The sequence below is a fragment of the Streptomyces sp. a15 genome (assembly GCF_059026085.1).
This window is the reverse complement of sequence record NZ_JBWLKM010000030.1, coordinates 51,187-70,400: the sequence shown is the minus strand read 5'-3', so window position 1 is coordinate 70,400 and position 19,214 is coordinate 51,187. Positions and strand designations below refer to the sequence as shown.

19 protein-coding genes and 2 pseudogenes are annotated in these 19,214 nt (G+C 70.4%); 11 read left to right on the top strand and 10 right to left on the bottom strand.

What is annotated here, in order from left to right; genetic code table 11:
- Positions 1 to 104 precede the first annotated feature (104 nt).
- Positions 105 to 479 carry a F0F1 ATP synthase subunit epsilon gene (locus tag AC5P09_RS27565; protein WP_266433771.1) on the top strand — a complete coding sequence of 125 codons (375 nt, stop codon included), beginning with the start codon at positions 105 to 107 and terminating at the stop codon, positions 477 to 479.
- 142 nt (positions 480 to 621) lie between these two features.
- Positions 622 to 1,068: a DUF2550 domain-containing protein gene (locus AC5P09_RS27560; RefSeq protein ID WP_266433768.1), complete on the top strand. Its 447-nt coding sequence runs from the start codon at positions 622 to 624 to the stop codon at positions 1,066 to 1,068.
- Positions 1,069 to 1,073: 5 nt separating this feature from the next.
- Here AC5P09_RS27560 and AC5P09_RS27555 read toward each other — a convergent pair whose 3' ends face one another.
- From AC5P09_RS27555 to AC5P09_RS27545, 3 genes are all read right to left on the bottom strand, one after another.
- Positions 1,074 to 2,897, bottom strand: coding sequence for a glycosyl hydrolase family 18 protein (locus tag AC5P09_RS27555; RefSeq protein ID WP_493876455.1), 1,824 nt, complete (start codon positions 2,895 to 2,897; stop codon positions 1,074 to 1,076).
- A 116-nt stretch (positions 2,898 to 3,013) separates the two neighbouring features.
- On the bottom strand, positions 3,014 to 3,664 hold the full coding sequence (locus AC5P09_RS27550; RefSeq protein ID WP_493876454.1) for a response regulator: 651 nt from the start codon (positions 3,662 to 3,664) through the stop codon (positions 3,014 to 3,016).
- Positions 3,661 to 4,836, bottom strand: a complete 1,176-nt coding sequence (locus tag AC5P09_RS27545; protein ID WP_493876453.1) for a sensor histidine kinase — start codon at positions 4,834 to 4,836, stop codon at positions 3,661 to 3,663. Before AC5P09_RS27545 ends, AC5P09_RS27550 begins: the two co-directional genes overlap by 4 nt.
- 152 nt (positions 4,837 to 4,988) lie before the next feature.
- Between AC5P09_RS27545 and AC5P09_RS27540 the strand changes: the two genes are divergently transcribed.
- On the top strand, positions 4,989 to 5,576 hold the full coding sequence (locus AC5P09_RS27540; RefSeq protein ID WP_493876452.1) for a hypothetical protein: 588 nt from the start codon (positions 4,989 to 4,991) through the stop codon (positions 5,574 to 5,576).
- The gene (locus AC5P09_RS27535; protein ID WP_493876451.1) at positions 5,573 to 5,764 is read left to right on the top strand and encodes a DUF5708 family protein; all 192 of its coding nucleotides are present in this window, start codon (positions 5,573 to 5,575) and stop codon (positions 5,762 to 5,764) included. The genes AC5P09_RS27540 and AC5P09_RS27535 overlap by 4 nt, the downstream gene beginning before the upstream one ends.
- A gap of 112 nt (positions 5,765 to 5,876) precedes the next feature.
- Here AC5P09_RS27535 and AC5P09_RS27530 read toward each other — a convergent pair whose 3' ends face one another.
- Both AC5P09_RS27530 and AC5P09_RS27525 read right to left on the bottom strand, forming a co-directional pair.
- Entirely contained in the window at positions 5,877 to 6,449 is a 573-nt protein-coding gene (locus AC5P09_RS27530; RefSeq protein ID WP_493876450.1) for a cob(I)yrinic acid a,c-diamide adenosyltransferase, read from the bottom strand.
- Between the two features lie 13 nt (positions 6,450 to 6,462).
- Positions 6,463 to 6,597, bottom strand: a pseudogene (locus tag AC5P09_RS27525) (ABC transporter permease); the annotation flags it as partial.
- A gap of 253 nt (positions 6,598 to 6,850) precedes the next feature.
- On the opposite strand from AC5P09_RS27525, the gene AC5P09_RS27520 reads away from it, so the two are divergent.
- The 5 genes and pseudogenes from AC5P09_RS27520 (at position 6,851) to AC5P09_RS27500 (ending at position 12,941) form a co-directional block, all read left to right on the top strand.
- Positions 6,851 to 8,140 (top strand): RNA-guided endonuclease InsQ/TnpB family protein, encoded by a 1,290-nt coding sequence (locus AC5P09_RS27520; RefSeq protein WP_493876449.1) that lies wholly within the window; start codon positions 6,851 to 6,853, stop codon positions 8,138 to 8,140.
- 42 nt (positions 8,141 to 8,182) lie between these two features.
- Positions 8,183 to 8,608, top strand: a pseudogene (locus AC5P09_RS27515) (TetR/AcrR family transcriptional regulator); the annotation flags it as partial.
- A gap of 144 nt (positions 8,609 to 8,752) precedes the next feature.
- Positions 8,753 to 9,601 (top strand): 3-hydroxyacyl-CoA dehydrogenase family protein, encoded by an 849-nt coding sequence (locus AC5P09_RS27510; protein WP_493876448.1) that lies wholly within the window; start codon positions 8,753 to 8,755, stop codon positions 9,599 to 9,601.
- 151 nt (positions 9,602 to 9,752) lie between these two features.
- Positions 9,753 to 10,076 carry an STAS domain-containing protein gene (locus AC5P09_RS27505; RefSeq protein ID WP_266433745.1) on the top strand — a complete coding sequence of 108 codons (324 nt, stop codon included), beginning with the start codon at positions 9,753 to 9,755 and terminating at the stop codon, positions 10,074 to 10,076.
- 255 nt (positions 10,077 to 10,331) lie between these two features.
- Positions 10,332 to 12,941: an ATP-binding protein gene (locus AC5P09_RS27500; RefSeq protein WP_493876447.1), complete on the top strand. Its 2,610-nt coding sequence runs from the start codon at positions 10,332 to 10,334 to the stop codon at positions 12,939 to 12,941.
- An 89-nt stretch (positions 12,942 to 13,030) separates the two neighbouring features.
- Here AC5P09_RS27500 and nucS read toward each other — a convergent pair whose 3' ends face one another.
- The gene (gene nucS, locus AC5P09_RS27495; protein ID WP_493876446.1) at positions 13,031 to 13,702 is read right to left on the bottom strand and encodes an endonuclease NucS; all 672 of its coding nucleotides are present in this window, start codon (positions 13,700 to 13,702) and stop codon (positions 13,031 to 13,033) included.
- A gap of 245 nt (positions 13,703 to 13,947) precedes the next feature.
- On the opposite strand from nucS, the gene AC5P09_RS27490 reads away from it, so the two are divergent.
- A complete protein-coding gene (locus AC5P09_RS27490; RefSeq protein ID WP_266433739.1) occupies positions 13,948 to 14,340 on the top strand; it encodes an SCO5389 family protein in 393 nt (130 codons plus the stop codon).
- A 98-nt stretch (positions 14,341 to 14,438) separates the two neighbouring features.
- On the opposite strand, the gene AC5P09_RS27485 is transcribed toward AC5P09_RS27490, so the two are convergent.
- Positions 14,439 to 15,467 (bottom strand): LLM class flavin-dependent oxidoreductase, encoded by a 1,029-nt coding sequence (locus tag AC5P09_RS27485; protein WP_493876445.1) that lies wholly within the window; start codon positions 15,465 to 15,467, stop codon positions 14,439 to 14,441.
- Between the two features lie 222 nt (positions 15,468 to 15,689).
- Between AC5P09_RS27485 and AC5P09_RS27480 the strand changes: the two genes are divergently transcribed.
- Positions 15,690 to 16,031, top strand: coding sequence for an Rv1322 family protein (locus tag AC5P09_RS27480; protein ID WP_493876444.1), 342 nt, complete (start codon positions 15,690 to 15,692; stop codon positions 16,029 to 16,031).
- Positions 16,032 to 16,052: 21 nt separating this feature from the next.
- Here AC5P09_RS27480 and AC5P09_RS27475 read toward each other — a convergent pair whose 3' ends face one another.
- The 3 genes from AC5P09_RS27475 to AC5P09_RS27465 all read right to left on the bottom strand — a co-directional run bounded on the left by AC5P09_RS27475 (position 16,053) and on the right by AC5P09_RS27465 (position 19,214).
- Positions 16,053 to 16,925 (bottom strand): ABC transporter permease, encoded by an 873-nt coding sequence (locus AC5P09_RS27475; protein ID WP_493876443.1) that lies wholly within the window; start codon positions 16,923 to 16,925, stop codon positions 16,053 to 16,055.
- Positions 16,922 to 18,250 (bottom strand): ABC transporter ATP-binding protein, encoded by a 1,329-nt coding sequence (locus tag AC5P09_RS27470; protein ID WP_493876442.1) that lies wholly within the window; start codon positions 18,248 to 18,250, stop codon positions 16,922 to 16,924. The genes AC5P09_RS27475 and AC5P09_RS27470 overlap by 4 nt, the downstream gene beginning before the upstream one ends.
- A gap of 193 nt (positions 18,251 to 18,443) precedes the next feature.
- Positions 18,444 to 19,214: an ABC transporter permease gene (locus tag AC5P09_RS27465; RefSeq protein ID WP_493876441.1), complete on the bottom strand. Its 771-nt coding sequence runs from the start codon at positions 19,212 to 19,214 to the stop codon at positions 18,444 to 18,446.

Sequence of the window (19,214 nt, the reverse complement as noted above, 5' to 3'; positions counted from 1 at the left end):
GAGTTCGTCTGAGGGGGCGGGCGCGTCCCGCCCCCTCAGCCACGCCTACTAGACTTGTAACCAACACCCGGCAGAACCGCCGGGTGGTGACCCGAGGAGCCACCTTGGCTGCTGAGCTGCACGTCGCGCTGGTCGCGGCCGACCGAGAGGTCTGGTCCGGCGAGGCCACCCTGGTCGTCGCGCGCACCACGTCCGGCGACATCGGCGTCATGCCCGGTCACCAGCCGCTGCTCGGTGTGCTGGAGTCGGGCCCGGTGACCATCCGTACGAGTGACGGTGGAACGGTCGTCGCCGCGGTGCACGGCGGTTTCATCTCGTTCGCCGACAACAAGCTGTCGCTGCTGGCCGAGATCGCCGAGCTCTCGGACGAGATCGACGTCCAGCGCGCGGAGCGCGAGCTCGAGCGCGCGAAGGCGGAGGGCGACGCCCACGCCGAGCGTCGTGCGGACGTACGACTGCGTGCGGCGGCGGCGCGCTGAACCCAGCGCGGATGCGATGACGTCACTCAGCCGCGGCCGGCACCGGAGCAATCCGGAGCCGACCGCGGCTGAGGCAGATATGGATGTTTTTTCCGTTCCGTTACCTATTTCGGGTACTTAGGAGACGAGGAGGTCGGTGTCGATGGTCCTCGCTCTGACTGTGTGCGGAATCGTCGTGGCCCTGGTGGTCCTGGGGCTGTTCGTCTTCGGGCTGCGCCGCAGACTCATCCAGCGCTCAGGCGGCACGTTCGACTGTTCCCTGCGCTGGGACGTCCCCGAGAAAACGGACACCAGCGGCAAGGGCTGGAGCTACGGCGTCGCCCGCTACAACAGTGACCGTGTCGAGTGGTACCGCGTCTTCTCCTACGCCTACCGCCCGCGCCGCGTCCTGGAGCGTTCCTCGATCGAGGTGGCCGGCCGTCGCCTCCCCGAGGGCGAGGAGGAGCTGGCGCTGCTCTCCGACGCGATCATCCTCACCTGTCTGCACCGGGGCACGCGTCTCGAACTCGCCATGAGCGAAGACGCGCTGACCGGTTTCCTCGCGTGGCTGGAGGCAGCCCCGCCCGGTCAGCGCGTCAATGTGGCCTGACGGCTCTACTGCAGGCCGTTGTTGATGGCGCTCACCAGCTCGCCGCCCGCGGTGTCACCGCTGAACTCCCAGAAGAACGCGCCGCCAAGGCCCTGGTTCTTGGCCCAGGTCATCTTTCCGGCGATCGTCGTGGGAGTGTCGTAGGACCACCAGTTGCTGCCGCAGTGCGCGTACGCCGTGCCCGCGATGGTGCCGGTGGCGGGGCAGGACGTCTTGAGGACCTTGTAGTCCTCGATGCCCGCCTCGTAGGTGCCGGGGGCCGCGCCGGTCGCCGTGCCGCCGGGGGCGGACTGGGTGACGCCGGTCCAGCCGCGGCCGTAGAAGCCGATGCCGAGCAGGAGCTTGGCGGACGGGACGCCCTTCGCCTTCAGCTTGGCGATCGCGTCGGCGGAGTTGAAGCCCGCGGTCGGGATGCCGGAGTACGAGGTGAGCGGCGAGTGCGGGGCGGTGGGGCCGTCCGCGTCGAAGGCGCCGAAGTAGTCGTACGTCATCACGTTGTACCAGTCCAGGTACTGGGCGGCGCCTCCGTAGTCGGCCGCGTCGATCTTGCCGCCGGCCGAGCCGTCGGCAGTGATGGCGGCGGTGACCAGGTAGTTCGAGCCGAACGACGAACGCAGGCCCTGCATCAGGTTCTTGAAGGCCGCGGGCCCTGACGTGTCACAGGTCAGGCCGCAGGCGTTGGGGTACTCCCAGTCGATGTCGATGCCGTCGAACACGTCGGCCCAGCGCGGGTCCTCGACGACGGCCTTGCAGGAGGCGGCGAAGGCGGCGGGGTTGGCCGCGGCCTGCGCGAAGCCGCCGGAGTAGGTCCAGCCGCCGAACGAGTACAGCACCTTGATGTGCGGGTACTTGGCCTTGAACTGGCGGAGCTGGTTGAAGTTGCCGCGCAGCGGCTGGTCCCAGGTGTCGGCGGTGCCGCTGACGGACTGGTCGGCGGTGTACGCCTTGTCGTAGGCGGCGTAGGTGTCGTCGACGACGCACTTGCCGTCCTTGACGTTGCCGAACGCGTAGTTGATGTGCGTGATCTTCGCGGCCGAGCCCGAGGTCACCAGGTTCTTGACGTGGTAGTTGCGGCCGTAGACACCCCACTCGGTGAAGTAGCCGAGCTTGACCTTGTTGCCGGTGGGCGGCGGGTCGGTGGTGCCGCCGGTGGTGCGCACGGCGACCGCGCCGCTGACCGGGCCCGTCTGGTCGGCGGTGTCGCGGGCCTGGACGGAGTAGGAGTAGGCGGTGCCGGCGGTCAGGCCGGTGTTCGTGTACGAGGTCGTCGTCACGGTGGCGATCTTCGCACCGTCGCGCAGGACGTCGTAGTTCTTGACGCCCTTGTCGTCGGTGGCCGCGCTCCAGGTGAGTTTCACCGAGGTGTTGGTGATGCCGGAGGCGGTGGGGGTGCCGGGGGCGGAGGGCGGTGCGTCGCCGGGGACGGTGGTGCCGTCACAGCTGCCGCCGTTGAGCTTGCAGCCCGCGGGGGAGCCGGAGCCGGTGCCGTTGAAGCCGAAGGAGACGGAGGCGCCGGGGGCGAGGGTGCCGTTCCAGGACTTGTTCTTGGCGGTCCAGTGGGTGCCGGACGAGGTGACGTCAGCGTCCCAGGCGGAGGTGACGGACGTACCGGAGGGGAAGTCCCACTCGACGGTCCAGGAGCTGAGGGACGTGGTGCCGGTGTTCTTCACCGTCCACTTGCCCTCGAATCCGGTGCCCCAGTCGGAGGCCTTGGTGTAGGTGGCGGTGGCGGACGTCGCGGCCTGGGCGGGGCTCGCGAGGCCGACCAGGCCGGCGAAGGGGAGCATCAGTGTCGCGAACGCTGCCGCGGCTCTGTGTCTGAAGCGCATGCTGCGCCTCCTCGGGGGTTGGGGGCGCGACTGAGCCTTCACGCCCACGGTGCCGCGAGAATAGAAAGGTCTGGACCATCGGTCAATAGGTCTGGACCACTAGTCGTGTTACTGGGTCAGATCCCCAACTCCTGCGCCAGTACGGCGGCTTGGACCCGGCTGCGCAGCTCCAGCTTGCCCAGCAGTCGGCTGACGTGCGTCTTCACCGTGGCCTCGGCCATGTCGAGGCGGCTCGCGATGTCCGCGTTGGACAGGCCCTCGCCGAGGCAGGACAGCACTTCGCGTTCGCGGCGGGTGAGGGTGTCGAGGACCGCCGGGTCGGCTCCCGGCGCCCGTACCGGCTTCGCCGCGAACTCGGCGATCAGGCGCCGGGTGACGGCCGGGGCGATGAGGCCCTCGCCGCGGGCCACCGTGCGGACGGCTTCGATGAGGTCCTTCGCCTCCGTGTTCTTCAGGAGGAACCCGGCGGCTCCCGCCCGCAGTGCGCCGAAGACGTACTCGTCCAGGTCGAAGGTGGTCAGCACGAGCACGTCGGTGAGGCCCTCCGCGACGACCTGCCGGGTCGCTGACACCCCGTCCAGGCGCGGCATCTGAATGTCCATCAGGACCAGGTCGGGCCGTAGTTCGCGGGCCAGTGCCACCGCCTGCTCGCCGTCCGCGGCCTCGCCGACCACCTCGAGGTCGGGGGCGCTGCGCAGGATGAGGACGAGTCCGGCGCGGACGGCGGACTGGTCCTCGGCGACGAGGACCCGGACGGGTCGGCTCATACGGAGTCTCCTTCGGTGACTTCGGTGACTTCGGTGACGGGCAGCGTGGCGCGTACGGTCCACAACGGGCCCTCGGGACCGGCCTCGAACGTGCCGCCCAGCAGCTCCGTCCGCTCCCGCATGCCGACCAGCCCGGCGCCCGAGCCCGGTGCGCGCGGCCCGTCCCGGTCGCCGTACGGGCTGGTGATCGCGACGGTGAGCGAGCCGTCCTGTTGGGCCAGCGCGACGGTGACGCGACCGGGGCAGGCGTGCTTGAGGGCGTTGGTGAGGGACTCCTGGACGATGCGGTACGCGGCGAGCTCGACCGGCGTGGGCAGCGGGCCGTACGTGGTGTCGAGGGTGACGTCGAGGCCGTTGGCGCGGGCGCCGTCGACGAGGGAGCCGAGGCCGTCGAGCGTCGGGGCCGCGGCCGGTTCCAGGTCGCCGCTGCTGTCGCGCAGGATGCCGATGAGCCGCCGCATCTCGGCCAGTCCCTCGACGCTGTTCTCGCGGATGACGCCGAGCGCGTCCCGGGAGGTCGCGGGGTCGTCCAGGGAGAGCGCGGCCGTGGAGTGGATGGCGATCGCGGAGAGATGGCCCGCGACCATGTCGTGCAGTTCGCGGGCCATCCGGGAGCGCTCGGCGACGACCGCCTGGGAGCGGTCCATCTCGGCGAGCAGCGCGGTCTGTTCGGCCCGCAGCCGGGCCGTCTCGGCGGCGTCGCGGTGGGAGCGGACGAGTGCGCCGGTGGCGGCCGGGGCGAACGACACCACGCCGGTCACGAACCCGATCAGCAGCGCCTCCGGCACCCGCCACCAGGCCACGAACCCGATGGTCACGGCCACGGTGACCAGGCCGGTGGTGACGGGCAGGCGGCGCGCGGCCGACGGGCTGCCGTAGAGGGCGGCCGCGTACATCAGGTCCGTGTACATCGTGACCGTGACGAGGTTGCCGCGGGTGAACTGGTCGGCGATCAGCATGACGGTCCCGATGGACACCGCCAGCTGGGGCCTGGTCCGGCGCATCAGCTCCAGGACCGACATGACAGCGAGCGGCGCCAGCACCCACGCTCCGGGGAGGGCCCGCCCGGGATTGGAGTACAGGCCGAGCGCCCAGACCAGCACACCGCACAGCAGTCCGGTGACGGCGACACACACGTCGAAGCGGTGCGGGCGGGGCAGTCGCAGGGCCATGACTCCATCCAACACGGCCCACCTGCCCGACGCCTGATTCCCGGGAAGGGTCCCGAACTGCATCTTTCGATGTACCGCGACTTCGTCACCGCCGACGACGATTCCGCCGGATCGCGCCGGGAGCCTGGAAGGGCGACCGAGAGGAGCGAACCGTGATCGTCGCGTTGATCATCGCCTGCGAGGTCGGCTTCTGGGTGCTGCTGGCGCTCGGCCTGGCCGTCCGCTACCTGCTGAAGCGGCGCCGGACGAGCGTGGTGCTGCTGCTGTGCGAGCCGGTCCTGGAGCTGGTCCTGTTCGTCGTCACGGCGATCGACCTCAAGAACGGCGCCGAACCGAGCTGGGAGCACGGCCTGGCCGCGCTCTACATCGGTTTCACCGTCGCCTACGGCCACTACACGATCCGCTGGCTCGACGGCCACGCCGCGCACCGCCTGGGCGGCGCGCCGAAGCCCGTGGGCCCCCCGCGGTACGGCATGCCGCGGGCCCGGCACGAGGGCCGCCTGTGGCTGCGTACGCTCCTGGCCGCGGCGGTGGCGTGCGCCCTGCTCCAGGGGGCGGTCTGGTACGTCGGCGACTCCGGCGACGTCTCGTCCCTGCGATCCTTCCAGGGGGCCGCGCTCAGGGCCGCCGGCATTCACGGCCTGGTCGCGCTGGCCTACCTGATCTGGCCGAAGAAGGCGCCGGCCGGGACCGAGGACGAGCGGCGGTTCACCTCCCCGAAGGAGAGTGCCCACCGATGAGCCAGGCGACGAAGAACCTGCTGGAAGGCGCCGGCACCTTCGCGGCCGGCCTGGTGCTGTGGCTGTTCACCGGGGGAGTGGAGGTCCCGGTCGTCACCCTGACGAAGGTCGGCGTGGTGATGATGTGCGTCGGGGGCGTGCTCGTCGCCATGGGGCTGTACCGGACGGCACGCCGCCGCTCGCGCTAGCGTTCACCGCCGGGCATCCACAGGACGTCTCCCACGTCCTTGTTCGCCGTCCGCGCCAGGATGCTGCATGTTCCGGGGGGCAACCCCCGGACCCCCGGCCGGGCGGGTTGCCTCAGCGTTCGCCGCCCGGCACCCACAGGACGTCACCCACGTCCTTGTTCGCCGTCCGCGCCAGGATGAACAGCAGGTCGGACAGCCGGTTGAGGTAGGTCGCGGTGAGGGGGTTCATCACCTCGCCGTGTACCTCCATCGCCGCCCAGGTCGACCGTTCGGCCCGCCGTACGACCGTGCAGGCCTGGTGGAGGAGGGCCGCGCCCGGGGTGCCGCCGGGGAGGATGAAGGAGCGGAGCTTCTCGAGCTGCTCGTTGAAGCGGTCGCAGTCCGCCTCCAGTTTGTCGATGTAGAACTGCTCGACCCGCAGGGGCGGGAACTCGGGGTTCTCGACCACCGGCGTCGACAGGTCCGCACCCACGTCGAACAGGTCGTTCTGGACGCGGGTGAGGACCTTGACGATCTCCTCGTCCAGGTTGCCCAGCGCGATCGCCGTGCCGAGCACCGCGTTCGCCTCGTTGGCGTCCGCGTACGCGGAGATCCGCGGGTCGGTCTTGGCGACCCTGCTCATGTCGCCGAGGGCGGTGGTGCCCTTGTCGCCGGTCCTGGTGTAGATGCGCGTCAGCTTGACCATGAGGTCAGAGTAGTTACGCGCCCGACGTCCGGAAGACCCGTGTGCCCACCGTCACGGACAGCGCGACGAGGCCGGCGGCCACCAGGACGCCGTACAGCATGGCCGTCGAGGTGTACGAGCCTTCGTAGGCCTCCCGCATGGCGTCTACGTGGCTTTCTGGCATGGCTCATCAAGGCCGGGGTGAATGCCCCGCCCCAGGTAGCAGGGCAGGGTGAGCCGGATCCCCTTCCGGGCGACTCGGTATGCCGGAAAGAACGGGCCGAGGGTCGGCACGACCAGGGCGGAAACGCGGAGTCGTGCGAGCGCCGGTCGGTGGGGTTGGGTCGGGAATCGGTCGCTCGTTCGGGTGAGCCTGACCAGATTCGAAGAGGGGAGCGAGTCCTGGAGCCTAGGTTGGCGGCATGTCGCGTTTCCGTATCTATCCGACGTGTGAGCAGGCGGACATCATGCTCCAGCACTGTGCGCACGCACGGTACGTGTGGAACCTGGCCGTCGAGCAGCACGCGCACTGGATGCCTGGCCGGCAACCCGCCCCGGGGTTCGCCGAGCAGTGCCGCCAGCTCACCGAGGCACGCAGGGAGAACGCGTGGCTGGCGGCCGGGAACGCGGATGTGCAGCAGCAGGCGCTGAAGGATTTCTCCAGGGCGAAGACCGCGCGTTTCGCCTCCGGATTCGGAGAGCCGACCTGGCGGAAGAAGCGTGTCCACGAGGGCTTCCGCGTGATTGGCACCGACCGCATCCCGGAGCTCCAGGCCGACGGGTCGCCGAGGCTGAACACGAAGACCGGCAGGCAGGTCATGGGCCGGTCAGTGGTGGTACAGAAGCTGAACCGGCGCTGGGCGCAGGTGAAGGTTCCGGGCTGCGGCTGGGTCCGCTTCCGGTTTACCCGCGCCGAGCTGCCGCAGGCGAAGACCTTCCGTGTCACCTTCCGCAACAACCAGTGGCACATCGCATTCGCCGTTCTTCCCGATCCGATCGAGGCGCCTGGGACCGACGAGGTCATTGGCATCGACCGTGGTGTGAAGATCACGGCCGCTCTGTCGGACGGGCGGAGGCTGAACTGCCCGCAGCTCACCGTTCGAGAGCGGGCGCAGGTCCGCAAGTACCAGCGGCGCGCGGCCCGCGCCCCCAAGGACAGCGACCGGAAGAGGACCGAGTACGCCAAGGTTGCCAGGCTCAAGGCCCGTGAGGCCGACCGGCGCAAGGACTGGTGCGAGAAGACCTCGACGATACTGGCCCGCTCCTACGGTCTGATCCGGTTCGAGAAGCTGAACATCACCGCCATGACGGCCTCCGCCAGGGGAACGGTCGAGCAGCCGGGTCGGCGGGTCAGGCAGAAAGCCGGACTGAACCGGGCGATCCTCGCCCAGGGCTGGGGCCTGCTTCGCCAGCGCACCGGCGAGAAGGCTCCCGGGCGGGTCGAGGACGTACCCGCGCCGTACACCTCACTGCGGTGCAGTGCCTGCGGATGGATCGAGAAGGACTCGCGCAAGAACCAAGCCGAGTTCGTCTGCGTGTCTTGCGGGTTCACGTGCAATGCCGATGAGAACGCAGCACACAACGTCGCGGCAGGACAGGGCGGGATTCCCCGTCCCCGGCACACAGCCGGTGCCGGAGGGGTGAAGACGGTCACCAGCCGTGCGAGCACCCGTGAACCTCAACTCATCCGGGTTGGAATCCCCCTCTCTTGAGGGGGAGGATGTCAACAGATAGCGGAACGGCAAGGCGGCTTCGCCGTGACCGTCCTGGTCAACACCGTGAACGTCTACTCCCCGGCAGAGGGGATTTTGCCTCGACCGCTCCAACGGCGTGATCGACCGGCTCTCGCGCTGGCAGGGCAGGGGGCGAGCCGACGGCCGCGGGTTGTCCGCGACTCGCCCGCTGCGCTCCCGGATTAGGGCGGTCGGCCAGGATGCTCTGCTCAACCTGCAGGGAACGCTGCGCGAGGAGACCGGTGCGGCTGACTGCGACTCGCTGCCGACCTGATCGCCGGTCAGATCTGCTGGATCCACCAGACCGTCTTCGTCTCCGTCGGCCGCGAGATGGTCGCCGGGCGCAATCCGGACGAAGTGTCACGAGAGGTGCTCGTGCTTCTCGACCACATGGAGGAGCTGTTGAGCGAGAAGGTGCTCAACTACGCCGTCCGGGGCGAGCGCTGAGCCGGGCCGGTGTGATGTCCGTCAGATGAGACGTGACGCGCATTACTTACCGGTCACACAGCCCCTCACCTTCGCTAGGGTCCGCCGGAGAGGCAATTTGAACAGCGTGTGAGCGCTTGTGTGCAGTCAAAGGGGAGTCGCACAGTGGCACGGAAGCTTGCCGTCATCGGCGCCGGCCTGATGGGTTCCGGGATCGCCCAGGTCTCCGCGCAGGCGGGCTGGGACGTCGTCCTGCGCGATGTCACCGACGAGGCGCTCAAACGCGGCACCGACGGCATCAAGGCTTCGTACGACAAGTTCGTGAGCAAGGGCAGGCTCGAGGCGCACGACGCCGACGCCGCCCTCGCCCGGATCACCGCGACCACCGACCTGGACGCCGTCGCCGACGCCGACATCGTCGTCGAGGCCGTCTTCGAGAAGCTCGAAGTCAAGCACGAGATCTTCCGTGCCCTCGACAAGATCGTCCGCGACGACGCCGTCCTCGCCTCCAACACCTCCGCCATCCCGATCACCAAGATCGCGGCCGTGACGGAGCGCCCGGAGCGGGTCGTCGGTACGCACTTCTTCTCGCCGGTCCCGATGATGCAGCTCTGCGAGCTGGTGCGCGGCTACAAGACGAGCGACGAGACCCTCGCGACCGCGCGGGAGTTCGCCGAGTCCGTCGGCAAGACGTGCATCGTCGTCAACCGGGACGTGGCCGGGTTCGTGACGACCCGTCTCATCTCGGCGCTCGTCGTCGAGGCCGCCAAGCTGTACGAGTCGGGCGTGGCCACCGCCGAGGACATCGACCTCGCCTGCAAGCTGGGCTTCGGCCACGCCATGGGACCGCTCGCCACGGCGGACCTCACCGGCGTCGACATCCTCCTGCACGCCACCAGCAACATCTACACCGAATCCCAGGACGAGAAGTTCGCCCCGCCGGAGCTGATGCGCCGGATGGTTGACGCCGGTGACATCGGGCGCAAGAGCGGGCAGGGCTTCTACAAGCACTGAAACCGCACACGCCCCTGGGGCATCACACCCATGGGTGAATTCGGTATCGGTTCGCTTACAGACGGCAACCTCTGACCGCCCAACGCAGTCAGAGGTTGCATCACCGGCCTTTCACTTCCGCGGAGCACAAGACGACGCACGGGGAGCGCATATGTACATCAGGGGCGACCACGCCGAGCTGGTCGTCGGGGGCCGCCTCGACGTCCGCAGCGCGGCGGACGCCCGTACGGTCCTGCACACGGCCGTCGACGACGGAGTCGGCGATCTCGTGCTGGACCTGTCCGAGCTGGACTCCTGGGACGCCACCGGCCTCGGGGTGATCATGGGGGCACACCGGCGCGCCGGCCGCTGCGGGCGACGGCTCGTGCTGCGCGGCGTACCGCTGCAGATGCAGCGCCTGCTGGTCGCCACCAGACTGCACCGGATCCTCGCCATCGAGGGCGGCATCGGTGTGGAGGCACTGCCCCGGGTGTGACGCCCGGTACTGACGGGGCCAGGCGGCCGGACGTTCCGGCTGCGAACCACACGACGCGCGCAATCCTCACGAGACTGTGACGTCTCGGACGGCGCGGGACCCCGGGCTGTCGTAGATACTGTGCGAAGGTTTAGGGTTCGGTCGCCCGCTGCTGATTTCCCTCTAGCGGGCCCGGACCAGAAGCGACAGCGCGGTGTGCAACAGGCCGGGAGGGGCCGGATCTGGCACACGACGCTTTTGGGGGGCTTGAAACCTATGGACCCGAACAGCCGGGAGCCCGAGGAGTACGGCCACGACGGTGACGCCCATGCGGCCGGCCGACGTCCGCCGAGGGATCCCCTCGCATCCGATTTCGCACAGCACACGCCCGCACTCGCCCGCACCGTGCAGCTCGTCGTGGGCGACTACCTGCTCACCGTCAACCCCGTCGACGGCAGCGAGATGGAGGCCTGCCCGCCGGGCGAGCGCCCCGGCCGTCCCGAGAAGCTCGGTCCGGCCGAACGCGCCGAGGTCGCCCGCGCGGCCGGGCCGCCGGTCCCGCCCGGGCCGGCCCAGCCCGAGCTGCCGCTCCTGGCCCGCCAGGAGGAGCGCGAGCGGCTGGTACGGCTGCTCGCCCGCGGCCGCTCCGTACGCCTCACCGGCCCGGCCGGCTCCGGCCGCACCAGCCTCCTCGACGTGGTCGCCGAGGACTGCGCGGACCTCGCCCCCGATGGCGTCGTCCGCCTCAGCGGCTTCCACCGCACGTCGAGCGATCTGCTCTACGACCTCTTCTACGCCGTCCACAACGCGCCCCTGCACCGCCCGGACCGGGACGACCTGCTCTCCTACGTCCGTGAGATCGGCGCGGTCGTCGTCCTCGACGACGTCGAGTTCGGCGGCGCCGCCCTGGACGAGCTGCTGGACGCCACGCCCGAGTGCGCCTTCCTGGTCGCGGCCACGCCCGACGTGCCCGCCCCGTCCGCCGACTCCGCGCTCGAAGAGGTCTTCCTCGGCGGCCTGGAGCGCGCCGACGGTGTGGAGCTCCTGGAGCGTGCCATCGGGCGCGTCCTCACGGAGGAGGAGGCCAACTGGGCCGGAGACCTCTGGTTTGAATCCGAGGGCCTTCCCCTGCGGTTCGTGCAGGCCGGGGCGCTGCTGCGGCAGCGCGAGCGGCAGCGGGCCGGAGCCGGTGCCGTCGACGAGTTCGGCGTCTTCGCGGACGCCACACCGGTCGACGCGCCCTTCGACGCACCGTTCGACGCGCCCTTCGACACGTCCTCGGACTCGTCCACCGACCCGGACGAGCGCGAGCACGTACCCCTGCCCGCGCTCGGCGAGGCCGCCGCGCCCGCCCCGCTGCTCGCCGCCAGGCTCAGCGACTCGGCGCGCGCCACCCTGCGGTTCGCCGTAGCGCTCGGCGGCGAGGTGCCGCACCAGGCGCACCTGCCCGCCCTCGTCGGCGACACCCACGCGGACGCCGCCCTCGGTGAACTGGCCTCCTGCGGACTGGTCTCCCCGGTTGGCTCCCGCTACCGCCTCGCCGCCGGCGTCCAGACCCAGCTGGAGGCCGCCGGATACGGCGACGACATCGAGGCCCAGGCTCGCACGGCCGCCCGGCACTACGCCTGGTGGGCCGGACACCCCTCGGTCACCCCGGAGCGGGTGTGCGCCGAGGCGGACGCCGTGCTCGCCGCCCTCGGACTGCTCGTGCCGGGGACGACCCCGCCCGCCGAGGACGAGGAGAGCGTCACCGTGCTGCTGGCCCGCACGGCGGCACCGGCGTTCGCCGCGGGCGGGCACTGGAGTGCCTGGGAGCGGGCGCTGCGTTCCGGGGCGGAGGCCTCCCGGCTCGCCGGGGACGTGTCGGAACAGGCCTATTTCCATCACGAGTTGGGCATCCTCGCGCTCTGCGGGGGACAGCTCGACCGGGCGCGTGCCGAACTGGAGTCGTCCATCGGCCTGCGCGGTGCCCTCGCCGACAAGCGCGGCGCCGTCGCCGGACGCCGCGCCCTCGCCCTGGTCGCCGACCGCTCGGGCACCGTGCCCGGCCTCGCCGCGATGGCGGGGGAGGAGGTGCCGGACGCCCGGTACGAGGAGTCGCAGTCGCCTCCCGGCGGCGTCCCGACGGCGTTTCCGCAGCTTCAGCGGCCCGCGGACAGCTCCACACTGGTCACCTACCAGGCGTCGTCCCCGTCGTCCTCCGCGCCCCGGTCCAACGGGGCCGCCGGGTCGTCCCCGTCGTCGCACAAGGCCCGGGGCGGCCTCAAGGGCCTCGCCAAGCGCAACCTCGTGGCGGCCGGGGCGGGCGCGCTCCTCGTGGCCGTGCTCGGCACGGTGGTGACGCTCGGCGCGACCTCCGAGAACGACGCCAACAACCCGTCCGACCAGGTCGGCGTCAACCCGTCGGCCAGCCAGGGCCTGAACGACGGCAGCCTGGGCGCGGACGTGCCGAAGAACGACGACGGCTCCGGCGACACCGGCGCGGCGACCAGCCGGCCGACGGACCCGGGCCCCGACGGCACGTACGGCACCTCCGACGACCCGACGCCCACGGAAGCGGCCGAGCCGTCCGACCGGCCGAGCGGGACGCAGGGATCGAGCAGCGGATCGTCGACGCCGTCCAAGCCGACGACTCCGCCGCCGTCCTCGTCCAAGCCGCCGACGTCGACACCGACATCGCCGACACCGACGCCTACGACTTCAACGTCACCGACGCCTACGACTTCGACGTCCCCGACGCCGACGCCGACGGACCCCACGACCGCCCCGTCGACCTCCGACTCGGCCAGCGGCCCGGCATCCTCACCGGTGGAGTCCAGCAGCTCCGCCGGCGCCCCGCAGTCCAGCGAGGCGGGCACGCCGAGCAGTTCGGGGTCGGTGATCTGACGCCCGTACAGGCACAGACACAGGCACAGCGCGGAAGGGCCCGGTCCGAGGAAACGGACCGGGCCCTTCACGTCGTAGAGGAATGACCGTCAGAACAACCGCAGCTTGTCGTCCTCGATCCCCCGCAGGGCGTTGTAGTCGAGGATCGTGCAGCCGATGCCGCGGTCCGTGGCGAGGACGCGGGCCTGCGGCTTGATCTCCTGGGCGGCGAAGACGCCGCGGACCGGGGCGAGATGGGGATCGCGGTTCAACAGCTCGAGGTAGCGGGTGAGTTGCTCGACTCCGTCGATCTCGCCGCGCCGCTTGATCTCCACCGCGACGGTCTGGCCGGCCGCGTCCCGGCACAGGATGTCGACCGGGCCGATGGCCGTCATGTACTCGCGGCGGATGAGCGTGTAGCCCTCGCCGAGGGTGTCGATGCGGTCGGCGAGGAGCTCTTGAAGGTGTGCTTCCACGCCGTCCTTGATCAGGCCGGGATCCACGCCCAGTTCGTGCGAGGAGTCGTGGAGAACTTCCTCCATCGTGATGATGAGCTTCTCGCCCGCCTTGTTGATGACGGTCCAGACGCCTTCCTCCTCGCCGGAACCCTCCTTCAGCGTGCAGGGCGGCGACATCCAGTTCAGGGGCTTGTAGGCCCGGTCGTCCGCGTGAATCGAGACGCTGCCGTCCGCCTTCACCAGGATGAGACGGGGGGCGGAGGGGAGGTGGGCGGTGAGCCGGCCGGCGTAGTCGACGGAGCACCGGGCGATGACGAGACGCATGGTCGGCAACGCTACTCGACGGGCCCCAGTGCACGCGATTCGGCCCGGAACATACCTGTTCGGTTGTGGCCGATTGTGTGCCTAATGAGGTCTCCGCATGTACGCATTCTCCTGGTGCCGTCACCGTCCGTTGCTTACCGTAGTAAACGGGAGGTCGCGAGTTGTGTACGCAGCGTGCTCGGTATCGCGAGCTCCCTTTATCTGTCCGGCAACCCCTGTTGACCGGGGGTGCGAGAGGAGAACCCATGTCGCTCGACGTCTCACCGGCCCTACTCGAACAGGCCGAGCGAGGCGAGGTCGACGAAGCTGCCTTCGTCGACTGCGTCCGGACCTCCCTGCCCTACGCATGGGAGATGATCAGCTCCCTGGTGGCCCAGCTGAAGGTCGACGGCGGAGCGTTCGCCGACAACCAGACGCCCCCGCCGGACGAGCAGGCACGCGGTCAGCTGCTGCGTGCGCTTGCGAGTGACGCGATACGCGGCGCGCTGCAACGGCACTTCGGGGTACGGCTGGCGTTCCAGAACTGCCACCGGGTGGCGGTGTTCCCGTTGGACTCCTCCGTCGACGAGACGCTGGCCCGCTTCACCTCGGCACGCAACCAGCTGCTGAACCAGTCTCCGGAACTGCGGGACTGCTGACGCGGTGAGCCGCTTGCTTGCCGCTCCGTACGCGGGAGGTGCATTCGTACCGGGGCGGCAAGCTCCCCGCCGGACAGGCCGGTTGACGACGGTCCGGTTCAGCCGAGCTGCGGGATGACTTCGGCACCCAGCCGCCGGATGTTCTCCTCGGTGGCCGCCAGGTCTCCCGAGCCCTCCGTGAGCAGGGCGAACCGGGTGACGCCGGTCCGCTCGCTGGTCGCCGCCAGCCGGTCGGCGCACAGTCGCGAGGTGCCCACCGGGTGCAGTCCGCAGAGCAGTTCGGTGTACGCCAGCGGGTCGCGCATCGAACGCTCGCGGCCGTCCACCGTGACATGGGCGCCGAGACCCTGCTTCAGCCAGCCCGGCATCGCCTTCGTCAGCGTCTCCACCGCGTCCGTACGCCGGTCCGCGATCTGGCAGACGCCGGCCGACACATGGCCCGCGCCGAGGACCTCCTCCGGCGGACGCCCCGCCGCACGCGCGAGCCTGCGCCACAGGGCGACCATCTCGGCCTTCTCCTCGTCCCCCACGTGCATCCCGAGCAGCATCGGCAGCCCGCGCTCGGCGGCCAGCCGCACGCTCGCCGGGGAGGTGCACGCGACGACGACCTCGGGGCCCGAGGCCTCCGTCAGCGCCTCCGACGGCCTCGGTACGACAGGGACCTCGCGGAAGGTGAACCGCTCGCCGGCGGCCGCGACCGAGGGTTCGCGCAGCCAGCGCACCAGCAGATCGAGTGATTCCGGGAACCCCGACTCGTACGCTTCGAGGCCCGCGCCGAACACCTCCAGGTCGACCCACGGTCCGCCGCGCCCCACGCCCAGCGAGAACCGCCCGCCACTCGTCAGATGCAGCAGCGCGGCCTGTTCGCCGAGCGCCACGGGGTGGGTGGTGGGCAGCACGCTGACGGCGGTGCCGACCCGGATGCGGCGGGTGCGGCCGAGCAGTAAAGCCGCCAGCGTGACCGCGGACGGACAAGTGCCGTACGGCACGAAGTGGTGCTCGGCCAGCCAGACCGCGTCCAGGCCGGCCTCCTCCGCGACCTCGGCCGAGCGGACCGCGCGGTGCAGCGCCTCCCCCTGGCCCTGCCCCGGGAACTGGGCCGCCAACACGAAACTTCCTACGTGCATCGCATTTCCTGCTTCCTTGGCTCCGACGCGGAGCTCCCCCACCCGGCATAACCGTCTGACACGTGCCGAGGACACGGCCTGGCGAAGAGATTTGCGGATTGTCTGCAGAATGGGGCGCGGTGGAGGGGGACTTGTGGGGGTTGGTTCCCTACGCGTACCCCCGTCCGTGCCGCGTAGGCTGGACACAGCCCGTGCTCCCTGTATAGCCCCGTGAGGTGTCCCGTGTCCCCGCGTCGCAACCGACCCAAGGGAGCTGGTTCGTCAGGCTCGTCCGGCCGGAGCGCCGAGGACGACCGTTCCGGCCGCTACGGCGGCTTCCAGTCCGCCGAGGACTGGCAGGGCGACCAGTGGAGCGTGCGTCATGTGGCCGGGGCGAGTGCCCAGGGGAAGGCGTACCGCTGCCCGGGCTGCGAGCAGCTGATCCCGGACGGCATTCCGCACGTCGTGGCCTGGCCCGCGCACTCGGGCGTCGACGAGCGCCGCCACTGGCACAAGGCGTGCTGGAACGCGAAGGACCGCCGCACCACGCGGGTGCAGCGGTCCCGTAACGCGCCGAGGTTCTGAGAGCCCCGTTGTCGGTGTGGACTACACGTCCCGCTTCTCCAGCAGCGCGAAGGCGCCGGCGAACGCGGCGGCCGTGACGCCGAGGGCGATCCACAGCGGGTCCCAGCCGGACGGGCCCGTCTCGGTGAGGGAGTTGGAGTAGAAGACGCTGAGCTGGTTCGGGATGGAGTACTCGAACAGGGCCTGGCGCAGGTCCTCCAGCGAGGCCGAGAACATGAACAGCGCGATGACCAGCGGGGCCAGCACCAGGCCGATCATGATGGTGATCGCGCCCGCCGAGTGCCGGATGATCGAGCCGACCACCAGCGAGAGCAGGCCGAGCAGCGCGATGTAGAACGAGATGCCGACCGTGCCCTTCAGCCACTCCTGGGCGGAGGGCTCCTTGGCGCCTTCCAGCATGGCGACGTCCGCCAGGGCGACCAGCAGGGCCGACACCAGCGTCACCACGAACGCGACCGAGAAGAACACGATCGCCTTCGCGGCGAGGACCCGGCCGCGCGAGGGGCACGCCACCATGGTGGTCCGGATCATGCCGGTGCCGTACTCCGAGGCCGTGGTCATCACGCCGAGCGTGATGACGCACATGCTGCCGAGGAGCAGCCCGAAGAAGCCGAACGACAGCGGGTTCTCGCCCGCCAGGCTCTCCTCGCCCGAGTTCGCGGCGACCAGCGCGCCGGTCGCGAGCCCGATGCCGATGACGAGCAGCACGAACACGCCGAGCGTCCACATCGTGGAGCGCACCGACCGGATCTTCGTCCACTCGGAGGCGATCGCGTGCCCGAGGTGCGTGCGCACCACCGGGATCGGCGAGGTGTACGTGGGGTACGACGGTCCGGACGACGCCTGCCAGGTGGTGGGCGCGGCCTGCGGCATCTGGGGCTGCGGGGTGCTCATCGGGCGTCCTCGGGCTTGTTCGGGTCGGCGGCAGGGGCGGAGGAGGCGGGGGCAGGGGCTCCCGGGGCAGGCGCGGCGGGCTGCGCGGCGGCCGAGGGCGGTCCTTGCGGTGCCTGGGGTGCCTGGGGTGCCTGCGGGGCTTGCGGTGCCTGGGGAGCGTAGGGGGCCTGCGGGGCGTACGGGTTGGGCGCACCGGCGCCGGGGCCCGGGGCGGCGCCCGGAGCGCCGTACGGGCCCGCAGGCGGCTGTCCCTGGGGCATCTGCTGCTGCCCCTGCGGCATGGAGAACGGCTGCCCGCCCTGCTGGGGCGGCGGCGGGGCGTACCAGCCCGGCTGGCCCTGCCCCGGTACCGGCATCGGCGGCTGCGCGCCCGGCGGCAGCGGCTGCTGGAGCCCGGTCTTCTGGTCGATGGTCGAGCGGTAGTCGACGGCGCCCTGCGTCATCCGCATGTACGCCTCCTCCAGCGAGGCCTGGTGCGGCGACAGCTCCCACAGGCGTACGTCGGTGTCGTGCGCGATGTCGCTGATGCGCGGCAGCGGCAGTCCCGTCACCCGCAGCGCGCCGTCCTGCTCCGGCATCACGTGCGCGCCCGCCTCGGTGAGCGCGGACGACAGCTTCTCGCGCAGCTGCGGGTCGGTCTCCGGCGTACGGACGCGCGCGAAGTCGGCCGAGTTGGCCGAGATGAAGTCCTTGATGTTCATGTCGGCGAGCAGCTGCCCGCGCCCGATCACGATCAGGTGATCGGCGGTCACCGCCATCTCGCTCATGAGGTGCGAGGAGACGAAGACCGTACGGCCCTCCGCCGCGAGCGCCTTCATGAGGTTGCGCACCCACAGGATGCCCTCGGGGTCGAGCCCGTTGACCGGCTCGTCGAACAGCAGCACCTGCGGGTCGCCGAGCAGCGCTGCGGCGATGCCGAGCCGCTGCCCCATGCCGAGCGAGAAGCCCTTGGAGCGCTTCCTGGCCACGTCCTGGAGGCCGACCACACCGAGCACCTCGTCGACCCGCCGGGCCGGGATGCCGGACAGCTGGGCCAGGCAGAGCAGGTGGTTGCGGGCGGCCCGGCCGCCGTGCACGGCCTTGGCGTCGAGCAGCGCGCCGACCTGCCGCGGCGCGTTCGGCAGCCTGCGGTACGGATAGCCGCCGATCGTCACCTGCCCCGAGGTGGGGTTGTCCAGGCCGAGGATCATCCGCATCGTCGTCGACTTGCCCGAGCCGTTGGGCCCGAGGAATCCGGTGACGGCACCGGGCCGCACCTGGAAGGAAAGGTTGTACACAGCGGTCTTGTCGCCGTAGCGCTTGGTCAGGCCGACTGCCTCGATCATGCTCCGCACCCATCGCAAGGTTCAGGACAGCGGGGCACACGCCCCCCGTAAGGGTTAGGAGCTTATCGGGGCGCTGACGGTTCCGCTCAAATCAAAGCAAAGCCCAGAGCCCAGGGCCTGGCCGGCGGATCAGGTCGCAGACGCGTCGATCGGGCGCCGTTGATTCCCTGCGACCTGATCCGCCGGCCAGGCCCTACGCGTCCCGCTTCTTCAACAGGACATAACCGCCGATGAGCGCGGCGAGCACCCACAGCGCCATGATCCCGAGGCCGCCCCAGGGGCCGTACGGAGTGTCGTCGTCGATCGGGGTGACCACCTGCATGATCTTGCTGCCGGCCTGGTCGGGCAGATAGCGGCCGATCTTCTTCGTCGCGTCGACGTTGCCGAGGATGTTGGAGATCAGGAAGAAGAACGGCATCAGGATGCCCAGCGACAGCATCGGCGAGCGCAGCATCGCGGCGACGCCCATCGAGAACATCGCGATGAGGGTCATGTAGAGGCCGCCGCCGATGACCGCGCGCAGCACGCCGGAGTCGCCGATCTCCGCCTTGTGGGTGCCCAGCATCGCCTGCCCCAGGAAGAAGGCGACGAAGCTGGTGGCCAGGCCGACGGCCAGCGAGAGCGCGGTCGCGACCGCGATCTTGCTGAAGAGGAAGGTGCCGCGCTGCGGTACGGCGGCCAGCGAGGTGCGGATCATGCCGGTGCTGTACTCGTTCGACACGACGAGCACCCCGAACACGATCATCGCGAGCTGACCGAGGCTCATGCCCGCGAAGCTGATGAACGTCGGGTCGAAGGAGAGCCGGTCGTCGCGGTTCATGGTGTCGAACTCGTTCCTCGACAGCGCCGAGATCAGCATGCCGAGGGCGATGGTGACGACCACCGCCAGGGAGAGCGTCCACACGGTGGAGGCCACCGACCGGATCTTGGTCCACTCGGACCGGACGACCTGGATCGCCGCCAT

Bases quoted from the DNA above. Each gene is read 5' to 3' on its own strand.
- AC5P09_RS27550 (WP_493876454.1), bottom strand. From the start codon at position 3,664: ATGAGCCGACCCGTCCGGGTCCTCGTCGCCGAGGACCAGTCCGCCGTC.
- nucS (WP_493876446.1), bottom strand. From the start codon at position 13,702: ATGCGTCTCGTCATCGCCCGGTGCTCCGTCGACTACGCCGGCCGGCTC.
- AC5P09_RS27475 (WP_493876443.1), bottom strand. From the start codon at position 16,925: ATGAGCACCCCGCAGCCCCAGATGCCGCAGGCCGCGCCCACCACCTGG.
- AC5P09_RS27485 (WP_493876445.1), bottom strand. From the start codon at position 15,467: ATGCACGTAGGAAGTTTCGTGTTGGCGGCCCAGTTCCCGGGGCAGGGC.
- AC5P09_RS27560 (WP_266433768.1), top strand. From the start codon at position 622: ATGGTCCTCGCTCTGACTGTGTGCGGAATCGTCGTGGCCCTGGTGGTC.
- AC5P09_RS27530 (WP_493876450.1), bottom strand. From the start codon at position 6,449: ATGGTCAAGCTGACGCGCATCTACACCAGGACCGGCGACAAGGGCACC.
- AC5P09_RS27505 (WP_266433745.1), top strand. From the start codon at position 9,753: ATGTACATCAGGGGCGACCACGCCGAGCTGGTCGTCGGGGGCCGCCTC.
- AC5P09_RS27470 (WP_493876442.1), bottom strand. From the start codon at position 18,250: ATGATCGAGGCAGTCGGCCTGACCAAGCGCTACGGCGACAAGACCGCT.
- AC5P09_RS27545 (WP_493876453.1), bottom strand. From the start codon at position 4,836: ATGGCCCTGCGACTGCCCCGCCCGCACCGCTTCGACGTGTGTGTCGCC.
- AC5P09_RS27465 (WP_493876441.1), bottom strand. From the start codon at position 19,214: ATGGCGGCGATCCAGGTCGTCCGGTCCGAGTGGACCAAGATCCGGTCG.
- AC5P09_RS27535 (WP_493876451.1), top strand. From the start codon at position 5,573: ATGAGCCAGGCGACGAAGAACCTGCTGGAAGGCGCCGGCACCTTCGCG.
- AC5P09_RS27490 (WP_266433739.1), top strand. From the start codon at position 13,948: ATGTCGCTCGACGTCTCACCGGCCCTACTCGAACAGGCCGAGCGAGGC.
- AC5P09_RS27555 (WP_493876455.1), bottom strand. From the start codon at position 2,897: ATGCGCTTCAGACACAGAGCCGCGGCAGCGTTCGCGACACTGATGCTC.
- AC5P09_RS27500 (WP_493876447.1), top strand. From the start codon at position 10,332: ATGGACCCGAACAGCCGGGAGCCCGAGGAGTACGGCCACGACGGTGAC.
- AC5P09_RS27520 (WP_493876449.1), top strand. From the start codon at position 6,851: ATGTCGCGTTTCCGTATCTATCCGACGTGTGAGCAGGCGGACATCATG.